Below are 23,694 nucleotides of genomic sequence, written 5' to 3'. Positions count from 1 at the left end.
GCATGTACCATCATAACTTCAACCCTGACGTCCCTTTATACTTGCTCTGATACGCTCAACACTGAATCACGGTAAATTACTTAACACCAAACCGGAAGAGGCACCTGTCATCTCCCCTTGCAATCTGCCCCATGGCCCTGAAGTCACCGGGGAGTTCGCTCCATTCAAAACTTAACTTCAGGATGGCCTCACAGTTCAGACAGAAGCCGGGGTTCTTCCTGGCATCTTCAAGCCAGGGACAGTTCTCAAATTCAACATAAACGTTCTCTTCGTCCTCAAGGAAACCCACCCTCACAGTGAAGCCCTCAAATACGTCTGCGACCCAGGCGAGGTAGGCCTCGAGGAGGTCATCGTCCGGGTACTCCTCCATGTGGGCCTTGAATCTGGGGGCGAGTTCCTGTGTGATCCTGTCCCTGAATATACCTGATAGCAGTTCCCTGATGGCATCCTCATCGGCCTCGGTTGAGGGCATCGCGTTGAGGATGAAGTTATAGAAGTCTGAGATTATCTGCTTCTTCATGAGCTCCCTCTCCCTCATTGCGGATCTGTGCCGGTAGATGGCCATCTCAATGTTGGCGTTGAGTTCAGATGACTTGAAGGGCTTCACTATGTACCCGTAGGGCTCTGTGACCTTTGCACGTGTCAGCATCTCCTCATCGGCATAGGCTGTCAGGTATATTATCGGGATGTTGAACTGGTCCCGGATCCTTCTTGCAGCCTCTATACCATCCATTTCGCCCTTCAGGACGATGTCCATGAGGACGAGGTCCGGTTCATGGACCCTGCACGCCATTATGGCGTCCTTACCTGTTGAAACTGTCTCCACAACACTGTGACCCATTGATTCAAGTTTGTGGGTTATACCCATGGCCACTATGGCCTCGTCCTCAACAACAAGAATTCTTGCCATGATAAACCTCCTTTATGGAACCGCTATCACTGAGGACTAATGTCTGGACATTGCCCTAGATACTTTGATGTCACTGCAGAATAAGGTTTAATGTGACGCCGTGACCAGACTAGAACCTCCTCCTGTACTCAACCTCAGTGAATTTTATTGTGAACCTTGCGGGCCTTTCTATTTCAAGTTCCCCGTCTATCTGCTCCACGAGGTTCCTGACGATCCTGAGGCCCAGTGTGCCTGATCCCTCAAGGTCAAGGTCCTCTGGGAGACCAACCCCATTATCTGAAACCGTCATTTCGTATCCCTCGCCGGTACTGTGGACCTCAACGGTGATTTCACCCTTACCATCAGGGAATGCATACTTGAGGGAATTTGATACCAGTTCATTGATTATGAGGCCACAGGGGATGGCTGTTTCAATGTTAAGCCTCACATCATCCACCTTCACCCTCACATCGATGCCGTTACTGTCTGCTCCATAGGAATCCAGGAGGTCGCTGAGGAGTGTCTTGATGTAGTCCCTGAGGTTAACCCTTGAGAGGTCCTTCGACTCGTAGAGCTTCTCGTGTATGAGGGATATGGCATCTATCCTGTGCTGGCTGTCCCTGTAGAGGTCCCTCAGTCTCTTGTCGCCGGTGGTGGATGCCTGGAGCATGAGGAGTGTTGATATTATCTGGAGGTTGTTCTTGACCCGGTGGTGCACCTCCCTTAAGAGGAGTTCCTTCTCCCTGAGGGACCGCCTGAGGCGTTTCTCAACGGATTTCCTGTGGGTTATGTCCATGAGGGATATGAGGCACCTCTCACTCCCAGGGATCACAACGGAGGTTGCGAAGAAGTTTCTCTCCTCACCCTGCCGGTTCCTGAGGACCACCTCGAAGTTGTGGGGGATGGCATCCGGGTTGATAGCTTTAAGGCGGTAGTATGCCTCGATGCGAGCCGCGTCAGAGGCGTCAACAAAGTCTGTGAACTTCATGTAGCCCTGGATCTCGCCCTTGCTGTAACCTGAGAACTCCTCAAAGGCTGAGTTCGCAAGTTCAATCACCATGTCGCTGCCGCAGATTACGGTGAGTGTGCCTGTGTTTTCAAAGATTACCCTGTACTCCTCCTTGCTGGATTTGAGTTCCTTCTCAATACGTTTCTGGGCGGTCACATCCTTACCCATGATGTATATGAGCTTCTCATGGTCCAGTTCAACTGCTGTTACCGATGTGTCCAGGGTGCGTCCCCTGAGGCCCACCCTGAACTTCAGATGGCCACCCTCTCCATCCCTGAATATCCTGTCAGCGTCCTCCTCATGGATCCACTCCCTGATGTTTCTCCCGATTATATCCTCCCTGAAGGACTTGAGGAAGCCTGCTGCTGCAGGGTTAACGTCCAGTATGATGCCATCGGTTGAACAGATGAATATCGGGTTTCCTGATTTCTCAAAGAGTGCCCTGTATTTCCTTTCACTCTCTTCAAGGGCTTTCCTGGCCTTTTTAATCTTTCTCTCTTCTTCAGCCTCCTGCAGCGCCCTCCTGAAGGCGAGTGGAAGTTTTGACAGGTTATTCTTAAGTACGTAATCGGTAGCCCCTGCCTTGAGCATGTCAACAGCGAATTCCTCCCCGATCTTTCCACTGACAAATATGAAGGGGATATCATAGTTCTCCCTCACAATCCTCAGGGCAGATACTCCGTCGAAGCTGGGAAGGGCGTGGTCTGCAAGTATTATATCCGGGCTGAATTCCTCAAGGGCCCTCCTGAATGAGTCCTCGCTGTCAACTGTGAGGTGCTCGAATTCTATACCATCCCTCTGCAGTTCCCTTATGACAAGTTCAGCGTCAAGTGGGACGTCCTCAAGTATCAGTACCTTCAATTTCTCTGACATTCCGGTTCCTCTTCATTACGGTTAATGAGCTCAAGACACCTTAAGCCTGGAAATTTTATTTTGGGCTCTTCACTGGTCTTTGGTCTTCAAGACATGCCTATTCCGGGGGCTGGTTTATGATCATCCAGTAGAAGCCAAGGGTTGAAACTGCGCTTATGAATTCATCGAACTCCACCGGTTTGCTCACGTAGCTGTTCACCCCAAGTTTATAGCTTTCCACTATGTCACGGTCCTCCTTGGAGGATGTTAGAACCACGACCGGGATCTTGCTGGTTGAATCATTCCTCTTGATCTCCTGGAGTACCTCGAGGCCGTCAACCTTGGGCATCCTCAGGTCCAGGAGGATCAATTTTGGGAGGTTCTCCGGATCCCTATCAGAGTAGGAACCCGATGCAAATATGTAGTCAAGGGCCTCTGCCCCGTCCTTCACCCAGTGGAGCTTGTTGGCAAGGTTGTTCTTCTTCAGGGCCCTTATGGTCAGTTCTGCGTCTGTGGGGTTATCCTCAACCAGGAGTATATCTGCATCTGTCATCATTTCACCACCTTTGGAAGTGTGAAGTATATTGTTGCACCACCATCAACCTCTCCTTCACCCCAGACCCTTCCACCATGCCTCTTTATGATTCTCTGAACTATTGAGAGTCCGACTCCTGTCCCCTCGAATTCTTCCTGGCTGTGCAGTCTCTGGAAGAGTCCGAAGAGTTTACTGGCATACTTCATGTCAAAGCCGGCGCCGTTATCCTTAACATAGTATGTGTGTTCATCACCACCATCCATGTAGCCGACCTCTATCACCGCGGGGTCCCGGTCCCTTGTAAATTTTATGGCGTTTGACAGGAGGTTGCCCATGACCTGCCCCATGAGGGCGCGGTCAGCCATTGCAGGTGGGAGATCAGCCACCGAAAACTCTATTGAACGCCCCTCCTCCTGGGATGCGAGTTCCCTGTAGGTTGACTCTGCCAGTTCCCTCATGTCAAGCATTGCAAGGTTCATCTCCTGCCTGCCTGCCCTTGAGAGGAGGAGTATGTCGTCTATGAGCTGACCCATCTTCCTTGTGTTATCCCTTATTATCCCGAGGATCCTTACCCCCTCATCATCGAGTTTATCCTCATAGTCCTCCACTAGTATCCTTGAAAAGCCGTCTATAGCCCTCAGAGGGACCCTGAGGTCATGGGAGACAGAGTATGCGAATGCCTCAAGTTCCTTGTTTGCATCCTCAAGTTTTTCAGCCTGTTTCTTCAGTTCAAGGTTCAGTTCCCTCAGAGAGCGGACCTTTTCAATCCTCTCGATGAGGAGGGCCACCATGAACGTGAAAAGTAACAGGAGAACCAGCCTGAAGAGCTCATCTGATATGTTAAGGCCAACTGCCCTGGTCATCGGCTGGAGTATCAGTAGGGCCACGAAAACTGCCAGAACGAGGACCCCCCATTTAAGGGTCCTTGAGGACAGCTGAGGGATTGCAAGCAGTGGTAGAACCAGTAACATGCCATGCACCCAGCTAAAGGAGAACATCAGAGCGGCTGCTGCAAGAATCATTAGAACATCGTCATGCTTCATCATAACCACATAAAATTTCTGGTTATGATTATATAAAAAAATTTCCTTGATATGGCCAAAAACATGAGAGTCCAGAGAAACAGCAAAAAATTCCATGACCAGAAGAGGAGAGTCAGAAAAATCAGCCGGACCTCTGGAAGAGCAGAGATCCGTGAAGAGCCATGCGTTTCATGGACCTCTTATCCATGAAATGATAAGAGTGGATCAGATACCTCATTGATGCAGGGATCATCCTGTATCCTGACCCACAGGGACCTTCTGGCTGCGTTCATCCGCCAGGACCTCCCTGAGGAAGCGGCCGGTGTGTGTACCTGATGCAGCAACCTCCTCCGGTGTTCCCTCTGCAACGACGAGGCCACCCCTCTCACCACCCTCGGGTCCGAGGTCTATGATGTGATCCGCAGACTTTATAACATCAAGGTTGTGTTCTATGACAACGGCGGTGTTCCCGGCATCCACAAGCCGTCCCAGGACATTGAGGAGCTTCTTGATGTCATCGAAGTGGAGACCCGTGGTCGGCTCATCAAGGATGTACAGTGTACTGCCGGTACTCCTCCTGCTGAGCTCCTTCGCAAGTTTCACCCTCTGGGCCTCACCACCCGAGAGGGTCGTTGCGGGCTGCCCGAGTTTTATGTAGCCGAGGCCCACGTCATAGAGTGTCTGGAGCTTCCTCCTCACCTGGGGTATGTTCTCAAAGAATTCGAGGGCCTCCTCCACGGTCATGTCAAGGACCTCCGCGATGTTCCTGCCCCTGTAGCGTATCTCAAGGGTCTCCTCATTGTATCTCCTGCCCCTGCACACCTCACAGGGGACATAGACGTCTGCCAGGAAGTGCATCTCTATCTTGATTATACCGTCCCCGCCACAGGCCTCGCAGCGCCCGCCCTTGACGTTGAAGCTGAACCTGCCCGGCCTGTATCCACGCTTCCTGGCCTCAGGTGTCTGGGCAAAGAGCTCCCTGATGTGGGTGAACACCCCTGTGTAGGTTGCCGGGTTTGAGCGTGGTGTTCTACCTATGGGTGACTGGTCTATCATCACGACCTTATCGATGTGCTGGAGGCCCTCAATGTCGGTGTGCCTCCCGGCGTTCATGTGCTTGTTGTTGAGCCTCTCATAGACACCCCTGTAGAGTATGTCATTGACGAGTGTGCTCTTCCCTGACCCTGAGACCCCTGTGACACAGGTGAACAGTCCCAGGGGTATCCTGACGTCGATTTCTCTGAGGTTGTTCTCGGCAGCGCCCCTCACAGTCAGGTACCTTCCTGATGGCCTCCTCCTGACCTCGGGTAGGGGTATTGTTTCCCTACCTGAGAGGTAGGCCCCTGTGAGTGAATCCGGGTCCTCCATTATCTCCTCAGGTGTGCCCTCTGCAACCACACATCCCCCGTGTTCACCCGCGCCCGGTCCGATGTCTACAACGTGGTCTGCCGAGAGTATTGTTTCCTCATCGTGTTCCACCACTATGAGGGTGTTCCCAAGGTCCCTGAGTCTCTTTAGTGTCTCTATGAGCCTCCTGTTGTCCCGCTGGTGGAGTCCTATGCTGGGCTCATCCAGGATGTAGAGGACCCCCACAAGGCCGGAGCCTATCTGGGTGGCGAGCCTTATCCTCTGGGCCTCCCCCCCTGAGAGGGTTCCTGATGACCTTGAAAGTGTGAGGTAATCCAGGCCCACGTCGATCAGAAAGCGCAGCCTCTCCCTTATCTCCTTGAGGACCTCCCTGGCTATGTACTCCTCGCGTTCGGTGAGCTTGAGGGAGTCGAAGAATTCATGGGCCTCCCTGATTGACATCTCAACAACGTCATGTATTGATCTTCCGTTGATGGTGACTGAGAGGCTCTCCGGCCGGAGCCTGCTTCCCCCGCATACCGGACAGGCGTGGTTGCTCATGAACCTGCCTATGTAGGTCCTCATGTAGTTGGACTTGGTCTCCATGTATATCCTCTCCATGCGGGGTATGACACCCTCGAAGCGCCTGTTCACCCGGTAGGTCCTGTTTTTTCTCTGAAATACGAACTGTATCTTCTCATCGGTCCCGTAGAGGATGGCCCTCCGGTGTTCCTCGTCCAGGTCCCTGAAGGGTGTGTCGAGGCTGAAGCCGTAGTGTTCGGCCACCGCCCTCAGCATCTGGTGGTAGTAGTTGTCCTTCTTCCCTGATTTGCTCCAGGGCACAATGGCGCCCTCGTTTATCGAGCGTTCAGGGTAGGGCACCACCAGTTCAGGGTCGATCTCAAGTTTGCTTCCGAGGCCGTTACACTCAGGGCAGGCCCCATGGGGACTGTTAAATGAGAACATCCTGGGGCTGATCTCCTCGAAGTTTATGCCGCAGTCAGGGCAGGCAAAGTGTTCACTGTAGATCCTCTCCTCGCCTGTGTCATGGTTGAGGACCCTGACGGTCCCCTCCCCCAGCTGGAGGGCTGTTTCAACGGAGTCCGCAAGCCTCTTTCTGAACTCCGTGTCCATCCTCACAACCAGCCTGTCCACAACAACCTCTATTGAGTGCTTCCTGTTCCTGTCAAGGTCGAATTCGTCTTCAAGGTCGTGTATCTCACCGTCGACCCTGACCCTCACGAAGCCCTGCTCCCTGAGCCTCTCGAATACACGCTGGTGTTCCCCCTTGCGGTCCCTGACCACAGGGGCGAGTATTATTATCCGTTCACCCTCACCGTCATCCATTATCCTGTCGACTATCTGGGTCGAGGTCTGCTGCTCTATCTCCCTGCCGCAGAGGTAGCAGTGGGGTTTACCTATCCTTGCAAATAGCAGCCTCAGGTAGTCATAGATCTCTGTTATTGTCCCCACCGTTGATCTGGGGTTGACCCGGGTCGTCTTCTGGTCGATGGATATGGCCGGTGACAGCCCCTCTATGTAGTCCATCTCTGGCTTCTTCATCTGTCCCAGGAACTGCCTTGCATAGGCTGAGAGGGACTCCACGTACCTGCGCTGCCCCTCAGCGTATATCGTGTCGAAGGCCAGTGAAGACTTTCCTGACCCGCTTATGCCGGTTATGACAATGAATTTATCCCGTGGAAGTTCAAGGTCCACGTTCTGGAGGTTGTGCTCCCTGGCACCCTTAATGACTATTTTACCACTCATGATCCTCAGTGTCTCCAAAACTCTTTAATCCTGCATTAATTCTCATTACCCGGAAAATGTTTAATTGCTCTTAAGGGACATTATCCTGTCCCTGATCCTGGCGGCCCTCTCGAATTCAAGGTTCCTTGCAGCGTCCCTCATCTCTGCCTCCAGGTCCTTTATTATGAGTTCAAGTTCATGGTCCGGTATCTCATCCACCTTCAGCTCCTCAACGTCCTTCTTCTCCCTGAGGGTCCTCCTTGTACTCCTTGGTTTTATGCCATGCCTGCGGTTGTACTCCATCTGCAGCTTCCTTCTCCTGTTGGTTGTCTCAACCGCCGCCATCACTGAGTCTGTGAGCCTGTCGGCGTATATGAGCACCTCACCGTTAACGTTCCTGGCGGCCCTCCCGATTGTCTGTATAAGTGACGTCTCTGACCTCAGGAAACCCTCCTTGTCTGCATCGAGTATTGCGACCAGTGACACCTCCGGAAGGTCGAGGCCCTCCCTGAGGAGGTTAACACCCACCAGGCAGTCGAATTCTCCCCTCCTGAGGTCGTCTATGATCTCAACACGCTCGAGGGTGTCTATCTCTGAGTGGAGGTACCTGACCTTCACGCCGACCCTCGAGTAGTAGTCTGTGAGGTCCTCGGCCATCCTCTTTGTGAGGGTGGTTACAAGGACCCTCTCACCCCGCTCAACCCGCTTCCTTATCTCGGAGAGGAGGTCATCCACCTGGCCCTTCACCGGCCTTATCCTGACCTCAGGGTCCACCAGACCTGTGGGCCTTATGATCTGTTCAACGATGTTCTGGCTCCTTGAGAGTTCATACCTTCCAGGAGTTGCAGAGACATAGATCACCTGGTTCACGCTCTCCTGGAACTCGTCGAAACGGAGGGGCCTGTTCTCCCGGGCACTGGGTAATCTGAAGCCGTACTCCACCAGGGTGTCCTTCCTTGCCCTGTCACCGTTGTACATGCCCCTTATCTGGGGTACCGTCACATGGGATTCGTCGATGACTGTGAGGAAGTCCTCAGGGAAGTAGTCCAGGAGTGTGTTTGGTTTCTCACCCCACTTCCTCCCGCTGAGGTGCATTGAGTAGTTCTCTATGCCCTGGCAGTAGCCCATCTCCCTAAGCATCTCCATGTCGAACCTTGTCCTCTGTTCGAGCCTCTGGGCCTCCAGAAGTTTGTTCTGGGATCTAAGTTCAGTTAATCTCTCCTCAAGTTCAGCCTCTATTGACTCTATCGCCCTCTGGAGCCGGTCCTCGGGTATCACGAAGTGCTTGGCCGGGAATATGGTTACACGGTCCAGTTTCTGTATCCTCCTGCCGGTGACCCTGTGAACCGTTGATATGGAGTCTATCTCGTCGCCGAAGAATTCTATCCTTATGGGGGGTGTTCCATGGATGGGGTTGATCTCCACCGTGTCGCCCCGGACCCTGAACTGTCCCCTGTCGAATTCGACATCGTTTCGCTCATACTGCATGTTTATGAGGCCCTCCAGCACCTCCTCCCTGCCGGGGCCGGATCCGACCTCGAGGTGGAGGGTGAATTCACCGTAGTCTGCCGGTGCACCTATACCGTAGATGCAGGAGACACTGGATACCACGATGACGTCGTCCCTGGAGAGGAGGGACTGGGTTGCCGAGTGCCTCATCCTGTCTATCTCGTCGTTTATGGATGCCTCCTTGTCTATGTAGGTGTCTGTCTGGGGTATGTATGCCTCTGGCTGGTAGAAGTCATAGTAACTCACGAAGTACTCCACGGCGTTCTCAGGGAAGAACTCCCTGAACTCCTCGTAGAGCTGTGCAGCCAGGGTCTTGTTGTGTGATATTACCAGCGTCGGCTTCTGGACCTCTGCGATCACATTGGCCACTGTGAAGGTCTTACCTGAACCCGTGACCCCCAGGAGTGTCTGCTCCCTCATCCCGGCCTTTATACCGTTAACAAGGGACCTTATCGCCTTTGGCTGATCCCCGAGGGGTCTGTAATCTGATACCAGTTTAAACTTCATCACAAATCACTTAAAATAAGAACCTCATTCTATTGTGGGACTATATTTCAGGGTCAACTTATATATACCTTTGCCAGGATACATAAAGTTGAGTCTGGAGTCTCATATCTGACAGGGTATCCCACGTGTTCCATAATCCTGTGATGATACCCCCACTGAACTTGTTTTAAACATAAATCAGAGGATGGTAATGATAAATTGACGAGGGTTAAGGATCCAGAGAAGCTTCCTGATGCTACCGGTGTCTACATATTCCGCGACAGGGACGACAGGGTCCTCTATGTTGGCAAGTCCATCTCCATAAGGAAGAGGGTCTCGTCCTACTTCAGGGAACAGGAGAACCCGCGTCTGAGGATCATGATGAGGCACCTTGAGAGCATAGAGTACATTCTGACCCAGAACGAGAAGGAGGCCCTCATCCTTGAGTCCAACCTCATAAAGAGGTACAGACCCCCATACAATGTCCGTCTGAAGGACGATAAGAGGTACCCCTTCATCAAGATAACGGATGAGGAGTACCCCCGGGTCCTCATAGTGAGGACCATAGGGAGGGACAGTGCAAGGTATTACGGACCCTTCACAGACACCGGGGCTGTGCGCAGGACACTGAAACTCATAAAGTCACTCTTCAGGATAAGGAGCTGCAGGCGGATGGACGGGCCATGCCTCAACAGCCAGATAGACCTCTGTTACGCCCCATGTGATGGGAGAATCAGCAGGGAGGATTACCGGGAGATCATAGAGAAGGTTGACCTCTTCTTCCAGGGACGCTACCAGGAAGTCATTGAGGTGCTTGAGGAGGAGATGAAGGAGGCTTCGGAAAGACTTGAATTTGAGAGGGCTGCCAGGATAAGGGATCAGATTGAATCCATACGGGAGGTTATGGAGAGACAGCACGCATCCTTCACGGACTCCATTGACCAGGATATAGTGGCCCTCGAGAGGGGAGGGGATACATCTGCGGTTGTGGTCCTCCAGATACGTGACGGCAAGATCACCGGGAAGGACGACTTCATTCTCAGGGGCTCAGCCCCCCGGACAGAGATCCTTGAGGCCTTCCTCAAGCAGTACTACGCCATACCCCGGAGGGTGCCATCGGAGATACTGACCCAGTACCCTGTGGAGGACGGGGTCATAGCAGAGTGGCTCTCTGAGCTCAGGGGCGAAGAGGTGAAGATACACTCACCTGAGGGGGGCGCCGGACGCAGGCTCCTCAACATCGCCTGGAAGAATGCTTCTGTGATACTGAAACAGAAGGGAAGGGTCAGGGACGCCCTCCTTCAGCTCAAGGATGACCTCAAGCTCCCCGAAATACCCCGAAGAATGGAGGGCCTTGACATCTCAAACATTGCAGGTGAATCTGCAACCGGCTCGGTTGCCGTTTTCATCGATGGTAAACCATCCTCTGGATCCTACCGGAGGTACCGGATTTCAGCCCAGGGGCCCGACGACTATGCAATGATGAGGGAACTGGTTGAGAGGAGGTACTCCAGCCCTGAACTCAGGAAGCCCGACCTCGTGCTCATCGACGGAGGGAAGGGTCAGCTGGGAGTGGCCCTCGAGGCCCTCAAAAACTGCGGGGTTCATGTGCCGGTTGTTGGCATAGCCAAGAAGAGGGAGGAGGTTTACCTTCCAGGCCTATCCGAGCCCGTGGATGTGGATGATGGTGCACTGCAGATCCTCAGGCACCTCCGCGACGAGGCCCACAGGTTTGCTGTTAAGTATCACAGGACGATCAGGGACAGGGATTCCCTTGAATCGGAACTTGACGGTAAATTTTCCTAAAGACTGAATGGGGGTTTTAGAAAATTATTTATAACAACTGGCCACATATTAATATCTGGATAATGTGTGGGTCTTAATATCCCGATGTGGAGGATTAACGTCCTAACGCCTCTTTGATCCCATGGGATCTGTGAAAATGATGGTTTGGAGGATTAAATGTCGCCTACAAGTTTGCTTGTTGTTGAGGATGAGAGCATAGTGGCCATGGACATCAAGCACAGGGCTGAGGGCCTTGGCTACCGGGTTGTGGGGATCGCTGCTTCAGGTGAAGACGCTATAAAGCTTGCGCGTGAGGAGAAACCGGACCTTGTCCTCATGGACATCGTCCTGAAGGGCGAAATGGATGGTATAGAGGCTGCAGAGGTTATAAGGGAGGAGATGGACATCCCTGTGGTCTACCTCACAGCCTACTCAGATGAAAAACCCTCAGCCGTGCCAAGCTCACCGGGCCCTTCGGTTACATCATAAAGCCCTTCGAGGACCGTGAACTCCACAGCGCCATTGAGGTCGCCCTTTACAAACACAAGATGGACAGCAAACTCCGTGAAAGTGAGGAAAGATACAGGGCCCTCCTTGAATCATCCCCGGATCCCATAATCCTCATGGACTCCAGTTCAAGAATAGTTTTTGTGAACAGGGCCGTCGAGGAACTCACAGGACTCAAAAGGGAGCGTTTGAAGGGTAAAAAACTTTCAGTCCTCGAGAAGAGGGGTTTAATATCTGAGAGTGCGCTTAAAAGCATCCTCGACCTTTTCAATTCAGAGCATGAGGTCTTTGAAATTGAATTCACCGACCACAGGGGAGACAGGCACTTCCTTGAGATACATTCGACCAGGATTGAAACAACCTCAGAGAAGAACCTCCTCCAGATAATAGGCCACGACATCACAGGCCGTGTGGAGGCTGAGAGGCGCAGGGAGGAACTGATCAGGGAAAGGTCAAAGGCCGAACTCTACGGCTTTGTTGTCTCGGCTGTGCCTGTATTCGCATCATCAATTCCACCTCAGCTCAGAAATGCCATAATAAAGAACTTCGCTGACAGATTCGAGAAGAACCTCAAACCAAACTTCCAGAGGACCATGAAAAAACTGGGTGTTCTGGATGATATCATGGCCAGGAGGGAATCCCTGAGGGTCTTTGATGCCTATATAAAGTGGCTTTCAGGCTTCCTCAGGAACCTTGGTATTGAAACCGAGCTCAGGGGAGAAAAGCCGAGGTACATTCTCGAATTCAAGACATTTCCATGGATCAATGAGGCAAGGCAGAATCCAATCTTCTCCCTCATATTCAGGGCCATGCTGATGAGGAGCTTCACCTGGACAGGTATAAAGGGTAGCGTCATACAGACCTCAAGCCTCAGAAGCAGGGACGAAAACCTCACCTTCGAATTTCACCTGGTATAAAACCCGGAAGCAGGGGGACGAAGAACTCACCGGTAAGATCATTTCCCATAAATGGGGGGTTAACCATGGAAAGGAGAATATCGCGTACAGGTACGGGGATTAAGGGGCTTGATGATATAATAGGGGGCTACCCGCAGGGTAGGAGCATTCTTGTGACCGGTGACCCTGGATCCGGTAAGACCATAATGGGACTCCAGTTCGCCATTCAGAGCGCCAGAAGCGGCCTTAAGACAATATACATAACGACAGAGGAGGATGAAACTGACCTCAGGATCCAGTGCGCATCCCTTGGGTGGGACATCACTGATCTCCTTGAATCTGGTAAGCTGAGTATTATCGGCTTATCCGCAATGAGGGCCCGGCTTACAGAGGCGGAAATATCTATTGGGATAGAATCCGTCAAGGGAAACCTGAGGAAGATACTCGCCGAGATTCCAGATGACACCGAGGTCCTCATAATCAACAGTATAGGCAGCCACACAGAGAAGCTCACAACGGATGAGTTCAGGGATCAGTTCGACCTCCTGATCTATGAACTCAAAAAGAGGGACATCACTGCGATGATAATCCTTGACAGTGCAACCTCAGAGGAGTTCAATGATATAGCCCTCTACTCGGTTTACGGGGCCATAAGGCTGATAAAGAGGGAGAACCCCTACACGGGAAGGAGAGAGAGGGTCATGGACATCATCAAGATGAGGAGTACAAGAACACCGATTGAGTTCATACCCTACATTATATCAGACAGCGGCCTTGAAGTTATTGAAAACCCTGAGGAATAATCTTCTACAGGTTTCAGCCGGTGCCCTCATGGAGAGAGGGGTCCACGGGAATAAATAACTGATCTAAGTTCCACCGAATGCATAGAAATAACAGAATTGATTCCTTTTACTAATTCACCCCCAGATACATAAAAATAACAGAATTAATTACCTTATCTTAAAGGAGATTCATAATAATCAGATAAATTTATATATTATATTATTACATTAATTTTTATGGTTATTATTAGATGGAGGTTTTAACCTTGAATAAAAGGAAAGTCGTAATAAGGGTGTTCGAAATGAAAAGAGAGTGCGAATTTCCTTGGAAAACACGGGTCTCCGATGAGAACATCAATGAACTGCTCAGGGATATTATATACCCTGAAAACTTCGGGAATGGGGCTAAATATGTTGTTGAGGTCTATGACCGCTGGAGTGACAGCCCCTACATATTCTACTTCGACGGAAAAACGAAGCTGATGTCCAGCTAAAAAAATTATTGAGGGGAGTTACAATCTTTCAATTGCCTTAACAAGGAGATCAACGGTCATCTCGATGTCCTTCATGCTTGCCATGCTCACCGTTGTATGGATGTACCTTGTAGGCACAGAGACCACGCCTGCGGGTATCCCCTCCCTTGTGAGATGAATGGCGGTTGCATCGGTTGTACCCCCCTCACTCACCTCTATCTGGACAGGTATGTCCTCCTCACTTGCAGTCTCAAGTAGCCAGTCCTTCACACGTGGATGGGTTATTATACCCCTGCCACTGGCATCGGTGAGGATTATGGCGGGTCCGCCGTCGAGCTTCGCAGGGGCCTCCTCCTCCTTCATCCCTGGATGATCCCCGGCTATTGTAACATCCAGGGCCAGGGCCATGTCCGGGTTGAGCCTGAATGCTGAGGTCTTGGCACCCTTGAGACCAACCTCCTCCTGGACCGTTCCAACACCATAAACGGTTACACCGGTTTCAACCCTCTTTAGGACCTCAACCATTACAAGGCAGCCTATACGGTTGTCAAGGGCCTTCCCTGTGAAGCGGGAGTTGGCGAGTTCACTGTAGGGCGCATGGAAGGTTATGGGGTCCCCCACAGCCACCAGTTCCTCTGCATCCTCCCTTGAAGAGGCGCCTATGTCTATGAACATGTTATCATGGGTGGTGACCTTCTTCCTCTCAGAGGCCTTCATCCTGTGGGGTGGCTTTGAGCCGATGACACCCATCACGGGTCCGTTTTCCCCGTGGATCCAGACCGCCTGGTTGAGTATCATCTGGTCACTGATTCCGCCTATCTTTGAAAACCTTATGAAGCCCTTCTTATCGATGTGCCTCACCATGAGGCCTATCTCATCCATGTGGGCTGCCAGCATGATTGAGGGACCGGACCCCCTCTTCACGGCGATGATGTTACCGAGGCTGTCCTCCTCAATCTCATCGACATGTCCCTCGAGTTCAGATCTTATGATATCCCTTACCTCACCTTCAAATCCAGAGATTCCACTTGCAACTGAAAGACGCTTCATGAGTTCCTTCATGATTACCACCGGATCATCTAGCTGACTTTATGATTATCAGAATTCCGAGAATAACCAGGAGGGCCTGGGGCCAGAACCTTGAATACTGTGGGGGTATGATCCCTGCAGCGAAGGCAAACCACAGCATCCCTATTATCACCATTATAGCTCCAAGATAGACCCCCCAGAGCCTCCCTCCATCTGAAGGCCTTCTGGGTTTTCGCTTGATTTCCACTTCATCTTCCATGATTTATTCCTCCGGCTCTATTTATCTTCAAGGTGGATATAAAACCTTACTTGAAGAGATCACATCAGTAGGAGGCCCACATCCTGGACTTAAATAAACTTATTAAAGTATCCGGTACAATACATTAACATGATTTCAAGGGACCATCCACGTTACCATTCACTGATACAGAGAGAGATGATAACAGAGGCCTGGCGTAAGGGTATACTCGCAGATTCAGGCATGATCGCCCATGGCAGGGGTGAGGCCTTCGACTACCTGCTGGGTGAAAGGACCACAGAACCCGCTGCGAGGGCCATAAGAGCTGCTGCTGCAGCACTCCTCCTTGCAAAAAACCCTGTTATATCGGTTAACGGCAACACCGCCGCCCTTGTCCCGGGAGCTGTGGTTGAACTTGCAGATGCAATCGGGGGAAAGATCGAGATAAACCTCTTCCACCGGACAGAGAAGAGGGTCAGACTAATAGAGGAGGTCCTCCTGGAAAATGGTGCCAGGGAGGTCCTCGGAACAGACGAACTGCTCTACATCGATGATATAAAGAGTCCGAGGGCAACAGCAAGCCCTGATGGGATCTACAGTGCCGACGTGGTCCTGGTTCCCCTCGAGGACGGGGACAGGACAGAGATACTACGTAAGTCAGGTAAGACTGTTATAACCATTGACCTGAACCCGCTGTCAAGGACATCCCGGAAGGCAAGTATAAGCATAACAGATAACATTGTAAGGGCCATACCAGCCCTCATAGAAGCGGTAAGGGAACTTGAGGACCTATCCCGGGATGAACTTGAGCTTATCGTCGAGGAATTCGATAACCCTGAGAACATCAGGGAGACCCTAAAACTTATAGACCTCCGGAGATACAATCCAGAACTGTGAACCTGTGCAGTTGTAGAGTATTCGCAGTATCCATATATGGTATGGCACAATAGAATAACTGCAGAGAAAAAAAGAATCTGATTTCTGGAAGGATTTCACCAGAGGGGAATCCTCAAGCAGATCAAGAATCCTGAGCGTGTGAATATGGTGGTTATTGGAGTTACAGGGATGCCCGGCGCAGGGAAGGGCGTTGTATCAAGGATAGCTGAGTCGATGGGTTTCAGGGTTATAAGGATGGGTGACGTAATAAGGGATGAAGCCCGGAAGCGAGGTGAGGACCCCGGTGTGACGGCCGTTCGCCTCAGGGAGGAATACGGTAAGTACGTGGTTGCCGAAAAGTGCGTTGAAAGGATTCAGGAGTCAGAATCAGAAATGTTCCTGATAGAGGGAATAAGGAGCCCCCATGAGGTCGAGATATTCAGAAAAAGGTTCCCTGGCTTCAGGGTCATATCAGTATTCTCAACAAGAAAGACCCGCTTCAGGAGGCTCCGGAAGAGGCAGAGGGAGGACGACTCTCAGAGGTATGCAGAATTCGTTGAAAGAGACGAAAGAGAACTTGGATTCGGCATAGGCGACGTCATAGCGACCTCAGATTATATGATAGTCAATGAGGGCCCGATATGGAAGATAAAAAAACAGGCAAAGCAGATACTCAGGAAACTTGCAGAGAAGGGTGAGGAGAGCAGCAGAGGAGGACAAGAGGATGGATAAAGTTAAAGTTGAAGCCCCGGTCAGGGCGACAGAGGATCCAGAGAAGGTTGGGGAGGCTGTTCTCAACGTCTTCCCTGAACTTGAAATTGAGGTTGAAGATGACGCCGTGAGGGGCACCGGTGATAGCGGGAGCCTCAGGAACCTCCAGGAGGCCCTTGAAAAGAGGAGGATAAGGCTCACGGCAAGGAATATACTCAAAAAACACCTCAGGGGCAATTCAACATGGTTTTACATTAACAAACAGGCCGCCCTTATGAACCGGGTGAACGTCCTTGAGGAGTCCATCTCCGCACTGGGTGACATACTTGTGGAGATTGAATCAGACGATATAATGGGTTTAATAGACTGGCTGGCACCCGATGTCTCAGTCCCTGAAGACGTTGCTGATTGAGCTCACAGTCAGACCTTAACCTAATCCTTATCAACCAGCACAGCCCTCTTTATGTCCAGGAAGCCATTATCAAAGAACCACTTCTTTTCGTATTCAAGTATCTCGAGTCGCTTCTTAAATATTGGACCGTCAAGGACCAGTGATTCGGCTTCACCACCCTCAAATGCAGGGTTTATACCGTACCTCTCACTCAGATCCGCCAGTTCATCTATCATCTTTCTGTCAACTATCCTCCCAAGCCATGACTCATCAAGACCCTCAGCTGCAACAGCCGTCACCATGACCCTGAATCCAAGGTCAACTATCTCCTCCATGTAATCCAGGGGGTCCCTGTGCCAGAGGGGTGCCACTGACCTTAAACCCAGCCTCCTGCAGATGGAGTCTATCCTTGACTTCTGATACTCGGAGTAGAGAGCCCCGGAGTAGACAGCCTCCACACCCCTCTCCCTCAGGGTCTTAAGTGTGCCGGCGAGGTCCTCAACCTCCTCCTCCTCAACCCCTGCGGTCCTGGATTCTATGAGGGGTATTCCAACGGCCTCTGCAAGGAGGGCTGTCAGGTGTATGTTGGGCACATGGTACATATGGGATTCAGGGTTATCTGAGATCACAGATACCAGAAATTCGACCTCAGATTCCTGCAGTGCATGGTAAAGGGCCATCGTGCTGTCCTTACCACCTGAATATAGAACTGCAGACCTCATCAGACACCCCTGTATCTCTGGTATATACCCCTCACAAAGCCGAAGATGGAGTCAATGAAAACACCTGCAAGTCCTGTTAGCATTCCGAGGACACCGCAGAAGAGTACTATGTTGGATTTATCCGGGAGTGATCTCTTCAATGCAGCCACCTTCTCCTCGGCTGGACCCTTCACCCCGGTAACAACTATCTCCCTTGCCTGGAGGTAGGATACCACCTGGTCAACATTCTGGGGCTTCACCTCCACCACCAGGTGGACGGTGCTGTACCTTGTTTTTATGCCTCCAGTGTACATTAACCACTCTGCAAGGTTTTCAAGGGCTTTTACAGGATTGTAGCCCTTTTTAACCTGTAAAATTATTGTGCCGTTTGTGTAAACCTTCCCTGATGTTATGTTGGAGTCTATTATCGATACCTTCTCCTCTATTATCCTTTTACGGTTCTCTGAAAATCTGTCAGTCCTTATCACTATCCCCTCTGAATGGACATCCACAACCCCCTCCTGGGCTGCGAGTTCCTCTGTGAGCTTCATTATATCCGTGGCTGTTGAAACATCAGCCGTTACATTCTCTGTGCCACCTTCAGTGGAGATGTATACCCCCCTCGCGATCTCGGGGATCTCATCATAGACAGGGGATATTAAGAAGGCCCCGCCGACCGTCCCTGCAATGAAGCCTATGAAAACCACAAATAGCAGGTTCTTCTTCCCGATTATTGGTGTCATGAGACCTGTAGAGAATATGAATGCAAGCAGTAGAATAAAGAGGGCCAGCATTACAGTTACACCTAGAACGTCCATTGTATTCACCGCAGATCCTTATAGAAGGCTTTTTAACAGTTTATCAATAGTATTTCATGGGAACTTAAATATCTTGTGATCAGATGGCTCACTGGAATTCCCTCTTGCCAACTATCTGGCCGCCCTCAATACTGACATAGACCTCCCTGACGGTCCTGCCACCCCTCTGAAGCGGAACAACCCAGACAGGAACATCGGTACCGTTTATAGTGATTGAACCCCTCGATGGCTGGCCCGCAGTGTAACCCGATTCACCGGCTATCTGCCTTGCCTCCTCGGCTGTTACATTCTCTGTGCTGCTGCTGGTGTTCTCTGATGTCATGTTGGGGATGTTGATGGGCACCGGCTGGGGCTGAGGCTCAACAGGGCTGGAATCTGAAATCCGCTCCCTTTCACCTGAATTGAAGGAGCTGTATGAGTAGATTACTATTGAAATTGTGACTATGCCGATAAGTATGAGGGCCTTATATTCCCATCTAAGATCATCAAGCAAGGTATTTCCTCCTTAAATCTCATAATGTCAGCTCATTGGCGTATCAGGATCTCAGTATCTTCATTACCGTTATTGTACCGGTTCCTCACAGTGCTCAGGTTATCTTCGTTACGGTTATTGTACCGTTCTGGTTCCTCACAGTGTATTTTCCAGGGGTCATGTTGGTTGTGGTCACATTCACCTTCGGTATGATACTCAGTTTGATCCTCTGGGATTTGTAGAACACGGTGACCTGCCCGTTCCTCACCTCAACTGTGTAGGGAAAATCAGAGGGTAGTGTAAGGTTAACGGCAAACCCTGGACCATTGGTGTATGCTGCATTGACGGCACCTGCAACACGTTCACCCATCATCCTTGCCTGGCCCAGTTCACCGGCCTGTGTCCTTGAGAGTTCACTGTCCACCATGCTGACCATACCCGCAATTATTATGAGGGCTATCAGTGTTGCAAAGAGGAAATCTATACTTAAAACTCCACCTTCATCCATTGGATCACCTTTAACTGCTGACTCAAAACATTAATTGTAGTTGTTTGCAGCAAGACCTAGGAGGTTCTTGTAGGTTGCTGAGAGACAGAAGGGTGCCCCCAGCGGGTCGTACATGTCATTTTTCCTGACCTTTATGGTTGTACCTGCGATTCCAAGGAAGTACTCCCTGTCGACCTTTGATATGTACTGGTTGCCGTTGTGGTCCTCCAGGAGCGGATCCCCTATTATGAAGGTGCTCATCCTTGCGTAGGCAGGATCAGCGGAGCTTGAACGGTTCTCAAGCCGGTCAAAGAAGGAGAGTCCATTGGGATCCACAAAGTAGTAGGGCCTCGGGGTGATGTTACTGGGGTTATCTGTCCCGTTAAGACAGTACCACAGGTTCTGAAGGTGGCCCTCATTATCAACACTCTCATTCAGGCGGTAATCGGCGTAGGTACCGTTAGTTGCATAGTATGGGTACTTGTATATGACGTTACTTGTACGGAACTTCGTGTTTATCCATATGTAGGGGTCCTCTATACCCTCAAGGCTCACATATGATGAGACCGGCGGGAGTGTGAACTCATAGACCTGGTCCTGCTGGACAATCTTCAGGGGTATGCCCCTCCTTATCTCAACCCTGAACCCGAAGGGGTCGTCCTGTGTAAGGGTCACGTCGGAGGTTGTGAATGTGGCGCTGGTGTAATTGTTTATGGGTACATTGTTGATGTAGATCTGGCGACCGGTCTGCCTTTCAAGTTCCAGGGACGTGTTTATGATGTTGTCATTCAGGGCATTCACAACGTTCTCTGTTATATTCGCCTTGCTTGTCCCCTGCGGGAAGAACTCTGCATTGTCTATGACATTCCTTGATGCATTGTAGGCCGCGTTACGTCCGGCGTCAGCCGCAGCCTTCTCCACAGTTGAATATATTGAACCCACAACGGTTATGGTGACATCACCACCCGTTGAGAGTGCTGCCAGCATGTTGGCCTCGTTGACGATGTCCCCGTATGATATGGCTATTATGATGACCGGTATGAAGAGGAGCACTGCGAGGGGTGTGAATGCGTATCCATCCTCATCGCCAATTATCCCCATAATCAATCCCTCCATAGTGTTAATCTAACCGGCAGGGAGTTCGGTATATCCCCGGTGTAGAGTGCCTCTGTCCTTATCAGTGAGGGGTCAATGCTGTAACCTGATGCCTGGAGCATGGCTATGAGCTCCTGCCTGGCAAGGGCCTGGGCCGTGTATGCATCATTGGCGTATTCTGTGGCCCACATGTTGGCCAGGAATTTCGGGTAGATCACGGCCACCCGTGTACCGGAGTATATCTCGGCGTTGGAGTCCCCTGACTCCCATCCAGCACCTGAGTTTATGGTTACACGGATATTGTATGTGCCGGGCCTTGTGCTGTAGTTGCCGGGGTTTCCGCCTGTCGTGAATATCCTGCTCCCGGCCACATCGATGGCCCCGATATCCAGGGAGAATGGCACCGGCCCGCTGTAGAGCTGGGTCCAGGCACTGGTTGAGTTTTTAACCTCAACCTTAATCGACTTAGTATCCAGGCCTGCCCCAACAAAGAGGAGGACCTTCTTGGCGTCTGATCCTATGGTGAACTGTCTAACAGGTGCTGATACATTTGTTGAGTTCTGGTAACTGTTGAAGGGATAGTTGTGCCACTGGATCGGGAGTGATGTGTATGATACCGTGGAGTAGGAGTCAACAAGACCCACGAGGTCGTAGTCCTGTCCCGGAACGTTGTCCCATATTGTGACGCGGACCCTGTTTGTCTGGCCAGCCCGGAGGTAGTCCCTGATGTAGACTATCCCCGGCACGTTACCGTATCCGTCACTGACTGTACTGTAATCCACGCCTCCGTAATCAAATGAACAGAAGGCCACATTCCATGCTGTGCCGTTCCAGACCTCCACCAGGGCATCGTCAACACCACCGTATGGGTTCACGACGGTGTAGGCGTCAAGTATCCTTGAACCGGGAGGTATCGGTATGTCCTGGGTGACGCTCACCGCGGAACCATCAGCAGTCCAACCATTAACGCTATCAATTACAAAGGGGAGACCGTCTGAGTAGGCATGATTCTGTCTGACCATGCTGTTCCAGGTTATTACCCTCCTGGTGTTGAGGCTGGTGACTGTGCCCGTGTTCAGGTCATATATACGTCCGTAACCTAGGGTCCCATTCGTATCTAACCTTGTGAGGCTTGGCACCGCCAGTCCCGCAGCATCATTGAACTGGAAGGTCCGGGTGATGATACCCTTCGGGACCTTTATGGTGGTTGTGTAGTTGGCTATTATTGAGAACCAGGGAAGGTCATAGTCGCTGCTCCCTGTTGTGGTCATGTTTGTGAACTGGACATAGAAGTTGTTGCTTCCGCCGGTGAGGGATGTGATGTTACCCTGATAGTTGTACATGAGCTCCCTCGTGGTCCCGGGACGGAGGTTGAGGAAGGTGAAACTGTCGTTTCTCACGATATGCGGCACATTGTTTATAACAACATTCGCCCCGTAGGATGACCGGTTCCGCCGGTTGCAGGACCCCAGGAGAAACCTTCCCCAGTTGATACTGGTTGATGGGACAGAGAAGCTGATGTTTCTGGGGGCTGTCTGGTAACCCCAGTATGGTCTATAATAGAGACTGCTCCAGTAGTTACTAAGCCAGTTATGGAAGTTCCAGACCGTTGTTGTTGAGTTTATCTCCTGGTCCTCGAGGGTGACCTCCTCCATCTTGTACCATGCGCGTCCGAGCCAGCCCTCCTCAGGTCCTGAAATAACGATGGCCCTTGATGCAGTGTCCCTTGAGACGAGTATGCCGCTATCGTTCCTCAGGGTCGGATATGGCCCCATCTTGAACTCATAACCAACCCCTGGAGGTAGCAGGGACTGTAACTCGGACTCTATGAGGTTCTCTGCCCCCGCGGTGTTGTTGCGTGAGTACATGGCGGCTGCAGAGTAGAGGGTCCCGTCCTGCCTCATAATATCCAGTGCATCCGCTGCGAGGGCCTCAAGGTGCTGGTGGTCAGCCCCCATGTAACTGGGCAGGGCGAAGTAGGTTACGATTGACGCTGTGAATATGAATACAACTATGAGTGCCAGTACTGCGTCCGTTGTGAATATGAATCCACCCTCATCATCATTGAAACCACGGATCATTTCATCACCTTTCAATCACTTTAACCAGAGATACAGGACGAACCTTGCGGGTCTTACCCTCACATTGTCCAGTGTTATCTGCCCTGGGGGTGTCCCCTTCGGCGCTGCAAGGATGTATACATCCATGGAAGCCCCGGGGTTACTCTGGGTCCTGACACTCAGTATGTTGTCCCTGAACTCTGTGTAATTGTAGAGGTAGGTCTCATTTATCTGCTTCTTTATCTCGGTTATATGCCTGTTTATCTCATTTGGTGGCACGACACGGTTGTTGTTAACATCCACGAAGGCAGAATCGTACCCCCTGTTTATAACAAGGACCCAGTAGTCATATATCCTCAGATAGGCATCATTGGTGGGGAAGTTGGTTGTGTATGTCCTTGGCTGCCCGGCGTCCCTTATGAGGCCCTCCAGTGAACCAACACGCTCCACCTTTGTTGTGAGGACGTAGCGTTCAACCCTTGCAATGTCAGGGGCGCTGGTGTTGAGTGTCCCCAGGGTCCTCACTGTGAGACCCTCGGTGGTGCTTATGTTGATGTAGTATCCATACTCGGGACCCACCAGTTCCCCCATATTCGTTGTGTTAATCCCCGCGATCTTGGCAGGGGAGAGATAGTTCTTCTGGGGAATTTTTCTGACCGGGTCGTACCTTGCAAGTCCTATGCTATCCGGGTTTCCCTTCTGTTCCCAGTCAGGTGGAATACCGGATGACTCCACCAGGGCGTCGGCTACATCAGATGCCTGACGGTCAAGGGAGCTCTGATAGACGGTGCTCTGGGTGAGATACATGATGTTGTCCATGTCAGCTGCCAGCATACCGAGCAGTATTGTTAATGGTATGATGGCCAGGAGTACGTCCAGTGAAAATGCAAATCCCCTTCTATCAGACAGTAAATCCCTCAAGCTTATCCCCTTTCCATTTTATAACATAATCTATGACAGTGACTATTATTATATATT

The 23,694-nt window shown here is 51.2% G+C and carries 23 protein-coding genes; 8 read left to right on the top strand and 15 right to left on the bottom strand.

Translation table 11 applies throughout. From position 1 onward, the window contains the following. Positions 1-76 precede the first annotated feature (76 nt). The 6 genes from tca_RS02025 to uvrB all read right to left on the bottom strand — a co-directional run bounded on the left by tca_RS02025 (position 77) and on the right by uvrB (position 9,419). Positions 77-910, bottom strand: coding sequence for a methanogen output domain 1-containing protein (locus tag tca_RS02025; protein ID WP_286709046.1), 834 nt, complete (start codon positions 908-910; stop codon positions 77-79). Positions 911-1,019: 109 nt separating this feature from the next. Next, a complete protein-coding gene (locus tca_RS02020) occupies positions 1,020-2,771 on the bottom strand; it encodes a response regulator (protein WP_286709045.1) in 1,752 nt (583 codons plus the stop codon). Positions 2,772-2,868: 97 nt separating this feature from the next. Further along, on the bottom strand, positions 2,869-3,306 hold the full coding sequence (locus tag tca_RS02015; protein ID WP_010876084.1) for a response regulator: 438 nt from the start codon (positions 3,304-3,306) through the stop codon (positions 2,869-2,871). Then, entirely contained in the window at positions 3,303-4,331 is a 1,029-nt protein-coding gene (locus tca_RS02010; RefSeq protein WP_286709259.1) for an ATP-binding protein, read from the bottom strand. The genes tca_RS02015 and tca_RS02010 overlap by 4 nt, the downstream gene beginning before the upstream one ends. Before the next feature lie 225 nt (positions 4,332-4,556). Beyond that, positions 4,557-7,421: an excinuclease ABC subunit UvrA gene (gene uvrA, locus tca_RS02005; RefSeq protein ID WP_048176512.1), complete on the bottom strand. Its 2,865-nt coding sequence runs from the start codon at positions 7,419-7,421 to the stop codon at positions 4,557-4,559. A gap of 60 nt (positions 7,422-7,481) precedes the next feature. Next, on the bottom strand, positions 7,482-9,419 hold the full coding sequence (gene uvrB / locus tca_RS02000) for an excinuclease ABC subunit UvrB (RefSeq protein ID WP_048175296.1): 1,938 nt from the start codon (positions 9,417-9,419) through the stop codon (positions 7,482-7,484). A 195-nt stretch (positions 9,420-9,614) separates the two neighbouring features. On the opposite strand from uvrB, the gene uvrC reads away from it, so the two are divergent. The 5 genes from uvrC to tca_RS01975 all read left to right on the top strand — a co-directional run bounded on the left by uvrC (position 9,615) and on the right by tca_RS01975 (position 13,859). Further along, the gene (uvrC, locus tag tca_RS01995; RefSeq protein WP_286709044.1) at positions 9,615-11,201 is read left to right on the top strand and encodes an excinuclease ABC subunit UvrC; all 1,587 of its coding nucleotides are present in this window, start codon (positions 9,615-9,617) and stop codon (positions 11,199-11,201) included. A gap of 156 nt (positions 11,202-11,357) precedes the next feature. Beyond that, entirely contained in the window at positions 11,358-11,669 is a 312-nt protein-coding gene (locus tag tca_RS01990) for a response regulator (protein WP_286709043.1), read from the top strand. A gap of 59 nt (positions 11,670-11,728) precedes the next feature. Next, positions 11,729-12,604: a methanogen output domain 1-containing protein gene (locus tca_RS01985; RefSeq protein ID WP_286709042.1), complete on the top strand. Its 876-nt coding sequence runs from the start codon at positions 11,729-11,731 to the stop codon at positions 12,602-12,604. Between the two features lie 65 nt (positions 12,605-12,669). Further along, a complete protein-coding gene (locus tca_RS01980) occupies positions 12,670-13,386 on the top strand; it encodes an ATPase domain-containing protein (protein ID WP_286709041.1) in 717 nt (238 codons plus the stop codon). 281 nt (positions 13,387-13,667) lie between these two features. After that, a complete protein-coding gene (locus tca_RS01975; protein WP_231855327.1) occupies positions 13,668-13,859 on the top strand; it encodes a hypothetical protein in 192 nt (63 codons plus the stop codon). Positions 13,860-13,877: 18 nt separating this feature from the next. On the opposite strand, the gene tca_RS01970 is transcribed toward tca_RS01975, so the two are convergent. Together tca_RS01970 and tca_RS01965 are read right to left on the bottom strand one after the other, a co-directional pair. Continuing rightward, positions 13,878-14,900 (bottom strand): M42 family metallopeptidase, encoded by a 1,023-nt coding sequence (locus tca_RS01970; protein ID WP_048175294.1) that lies wholly within the window; start codon positions 14,898-14,900, stop codon positions 13,878-13,880. 13 nt (positions 14,901-14,913) lie between these two features. Further along, positions 14,914-15,126 (bottom strand): hypothetical protein, encoded by a 213-nt coding sequence (locus tca_RS01965; RefSeq protein WP_048175293.1) that lies wholly within the window; start codon positions 15,124-15,126, stop codon positions 14,914-14,916. 129 nt (positions 15,127-15,255) lie between these two features. On the opposite strand from tca_RS01965, the gene tca_RS01960 reads away from it, so the two are divergent. The 3 genes from tca_RS01960 to tca_RS01950 all read left to right on the top strand — a co-directional run bounded on the left by tca_RS01960 (position 15,256) and on the right by tca_RS01950 (position 17,104). Beyond that, positions 15,256-16,002 (top strand): 4-phosphopantoate--beta-alanine ligase, encoded by a 747-nt coding sequence (locus tca_RS01960; RefSeq protein ID WP_048175292.1) that lies wholly within the window; start codon positions 15,256-15,258, stop codon positions 16,000-16,002. Between the two features lie 144 nt (positions 16,003-16,146). After that, positions 16,147-16,713 carry an AAA family ATPase gene (locus tca_RS01955; RefSeq protein ID WP_048060819.1) on the top strand — a complete coding sequence of 189 codons (567 nt, stop codon included), beginning with the start codon at positions 16,147-16,149 and terminating at the stop codon, positions 16,711-16,713. Further along, complete coding sequence (locus tca_RS01950) at positions 16,706-17,104, top strand: RNA-binding domain-containing protein (RefSeq protein WP_048175291.1); 399 nt, start codon at positions 16,706-16,708, stop codon at positions 17,102-17,104. The genes tca_RS01955 and tca_RS01950 overlap by 8 nt, the downstream gene beginning before the upstream one ends. A gap of 20 nt (positions 17,105-17,124) precedes the next feature. Here tca_RS01950 and tca_RS01945 read toward each other — a convergent pair whose 3' ends face one another. The 7 genes from tca_RS01945 to tca_RS01915 form a co-directional block, all read right to left on the bottom strand. Beyond that, positions 17,125-17,805 carry a TIGR00289 family protein gene (locus tca_RS01945; protein WP_010876071.1) on the bottom strand — a complete coding sequence of 227 codons (681 nt, stop codon included), beginning with the start codon at positions 17,803-17,805 and terminating at the stop codon, positions 17,125-17,127. Beyond that, positions 17,805-18,602 (bottom strand): hypothetical protein, encoded by a 798-nt coding sequence (locus tca_RS01940; protein ID WP_048060818.1) that lies wholly within the window; start codon positions 18,600-18,602, stop codon positions 17,805-17,807. The genes tca_RS01945 and tca_RS01940 overlap by 1 nt, the downstream gene beginning before the upstream one ends. 88 nt (positions 18,603-18,690) lie before the next feature. Next, entirely contained in the window at positions 18,691-19,095 is a 405-nt protein-coding gene (locus tca_RS01935; protein ID WP_010876069.1) for a hypothetical protein, read from the bottom strand. Between the two features lie 94 nt (positions 19,096-19,189). After that, the gene (locus tag tca_RS01930) at positions 19,190-19,582 is read right to left on the bottom strand and encodes a hypothetical protein (protein ID WP_010876068.1); all 393 of its coding nucleotides are present in this window, start codon (positions 19,580-19,582) and stop codon (positions 19,190-19,192) included. A gap of 30 nt (positions 19,583-19,612) precedes the next feature. After that, entirely contained in the window at positions 19,613-20,662 is a 1,050-nt protein-coding gene (locus tca_RS01925; RefSeq protein ID WP_269899566.1) for a hypothetical protein, read from the bottom strand. Between the two features lie 2 nt (positions 20,663-20,664). After that, complete coding sequence (locus tca_RS01920) at positions 20,665-22,737, bottom strand: hypothetical protein (RefSeq protein WP_048175289.1); 2,073 nt, start codon at positions 22,735-22,737, stop codon at positions 20,665-20,667. Positions 22,738-22,752: 15 nt separating this feature from the next. Further along, on the bottom strand, positions 22,753-23,637 hold the full coding sequence (locus tag tca_RS01915; protein ID WP_269889756.1) for a hypothetical protein: 885 nt from the start codon (positions 23,635-23,637) through the stop codon (positions 22,753-22,755). Between the last annotated feature and the right edge of the window lie 57 nt (positions 23,638-23,694).

Source organism: Methanothermobacter sp. EMTCatA1 (assembly GCF_002356395.1).
Classification (GTDB): Archaea; Methanobacteriota; Methanobacteria; order Methanobacteriales; family Methanothermobacteraceae; genus Methanothermobacter; species Methanothermobacter thermautotrophicus.
This window is presented reverse-complemented; position numbering and strand designations above follow the sequence as displayed.

Bases quoted from the DNA above. Each gene is read 5' to 3' on its own strand.
- tca_RS01950 (WP_048175291.1), top strand. From the start codon at position 16,706: ATGGATAAAGTTAAAGTTGAAGCCCCGGTCAGGGCGACAGAGGATCCA.
- tca_RS01945 (WP_010876071.1), bottom strand. From the start codon at position 17,805: ATGAGGTCTGCAGTTCTATATTCAGGTGGTAAGGACAGCACGATGGCC.
- tca_RS02020 (WP_286709045.1), bottom strand. From the start codon at position 2,771: ATGTCAGAGAAATTGAAGGTACTGATACTTGAGGACGTCCCACTTGAC.
- tca_RS02010 (WP_286709259.1), bottom strand. From the start codon at position 4,331: ATGATGAAGCATGACGATGTTCTAATGATTCTTGCAGCAGCCGCTCTG.
- tca_RS01970 (WP_048175294.1), bottom strand. From the start codon at position 14,900: ATGAAGGAACTCATGAAGCGTCTTTCAGTTGCAAGTGGAATCTCTGGA.
- tca_RS02025 (WP_286709046.1), bottom strand. From the start codon at position 910: ATGGCAAGAATTCTTGTTGTTGAGGACGAGGCCATAGTGGCCATGGGT.
- uvrA (WP_048176512.1), bottom strand. From the start codon at position 7,421: ATGAGTGGTAAAATAGTCATTAAGGGTGCCAGGGAGCACAACCTCCAG.
- tca_RS01985 (WP_286709042.1), top strand. From the start codon at position 11,729: ATGGACAGCAAACTCCGTGAAAGTGAGGAAAGATACAGGGCCCTCCTT.
- tca_RS01930 (WP_010876068.1), bottom strand. From the start codon at position 19,582: ATGGATGAAGGTGGAGTTTTAAGTATAGATTTCCTCTTTGCAACACTG.
- tca_RS01965 (WP_048175293.1), bottom strand. From the start codon at position 15,126: ATGGAAGATGAAGTGGAAATCAAGCGAAAACCCAGAAGGCCTTCAGAT.
- tca_RS02015 (WP_010876084.1), bottom strand. From the start codon at position 3,306: ATGATGACAGATGCAGATATACTCCTGGTTGAGGATAACCCCACAGAC.
- tca_RS01955 (WP_048060819.1), top strand. From the start codon at position 16,147: ATGGTGGTTATTGGAGTTACAGGGATGCCCGGCGCAGGGAAGGGCGTT.
- tca_RS01940 (WP_048060818.1), bottom strand. From the start codon at position 18,602: ATGGACGTTCTAGGTGTAACTGTAATGCTGGCCCTCTTTATTCTACTG.
- tca_RS01980 (WP_286709041.1), top strand. From the start codon at position 12,670: ATGGAAAGGAGAATATCGCGTACAGGTACGGGGATTAAGGGGCTTGAT.
- tca_RS01975 (WP_231855327.1), top strand. From the start codon at position 13,668: ATGAAAAGAGAGTGCGAATTTCCTTGGAAAACACGGGTCTCCGATGAG.
- tca_RS01990 (WP_286709043.1), top strand. From the start codon at position 11,358: ATGTCGCCTACAAGTTTGCTTGTTGTTGAGGATGAGAGCATAGTGGCC.
- tca_RS01960 (WP_048175292.1), top strand. From the start codon at position 15,256: ATGATTTCAAGGGACCATCCACGTTACCATTCACTGATACAGAGAGAG.
- tca_RS01920 (WP_048175289.1), bottom strand. From the start codon at position 22,737: ATGATCCGTGGTTTCAATGATGATGAGGGTGGATTCATATTCACAACG.
- tca_RS01925 (WP_269899566.1), bottom strand. From the start codon at position 20,662: ATGGGGATAATTGGCGATGAGGATGGATACGCATTCACACCCCTCGCA.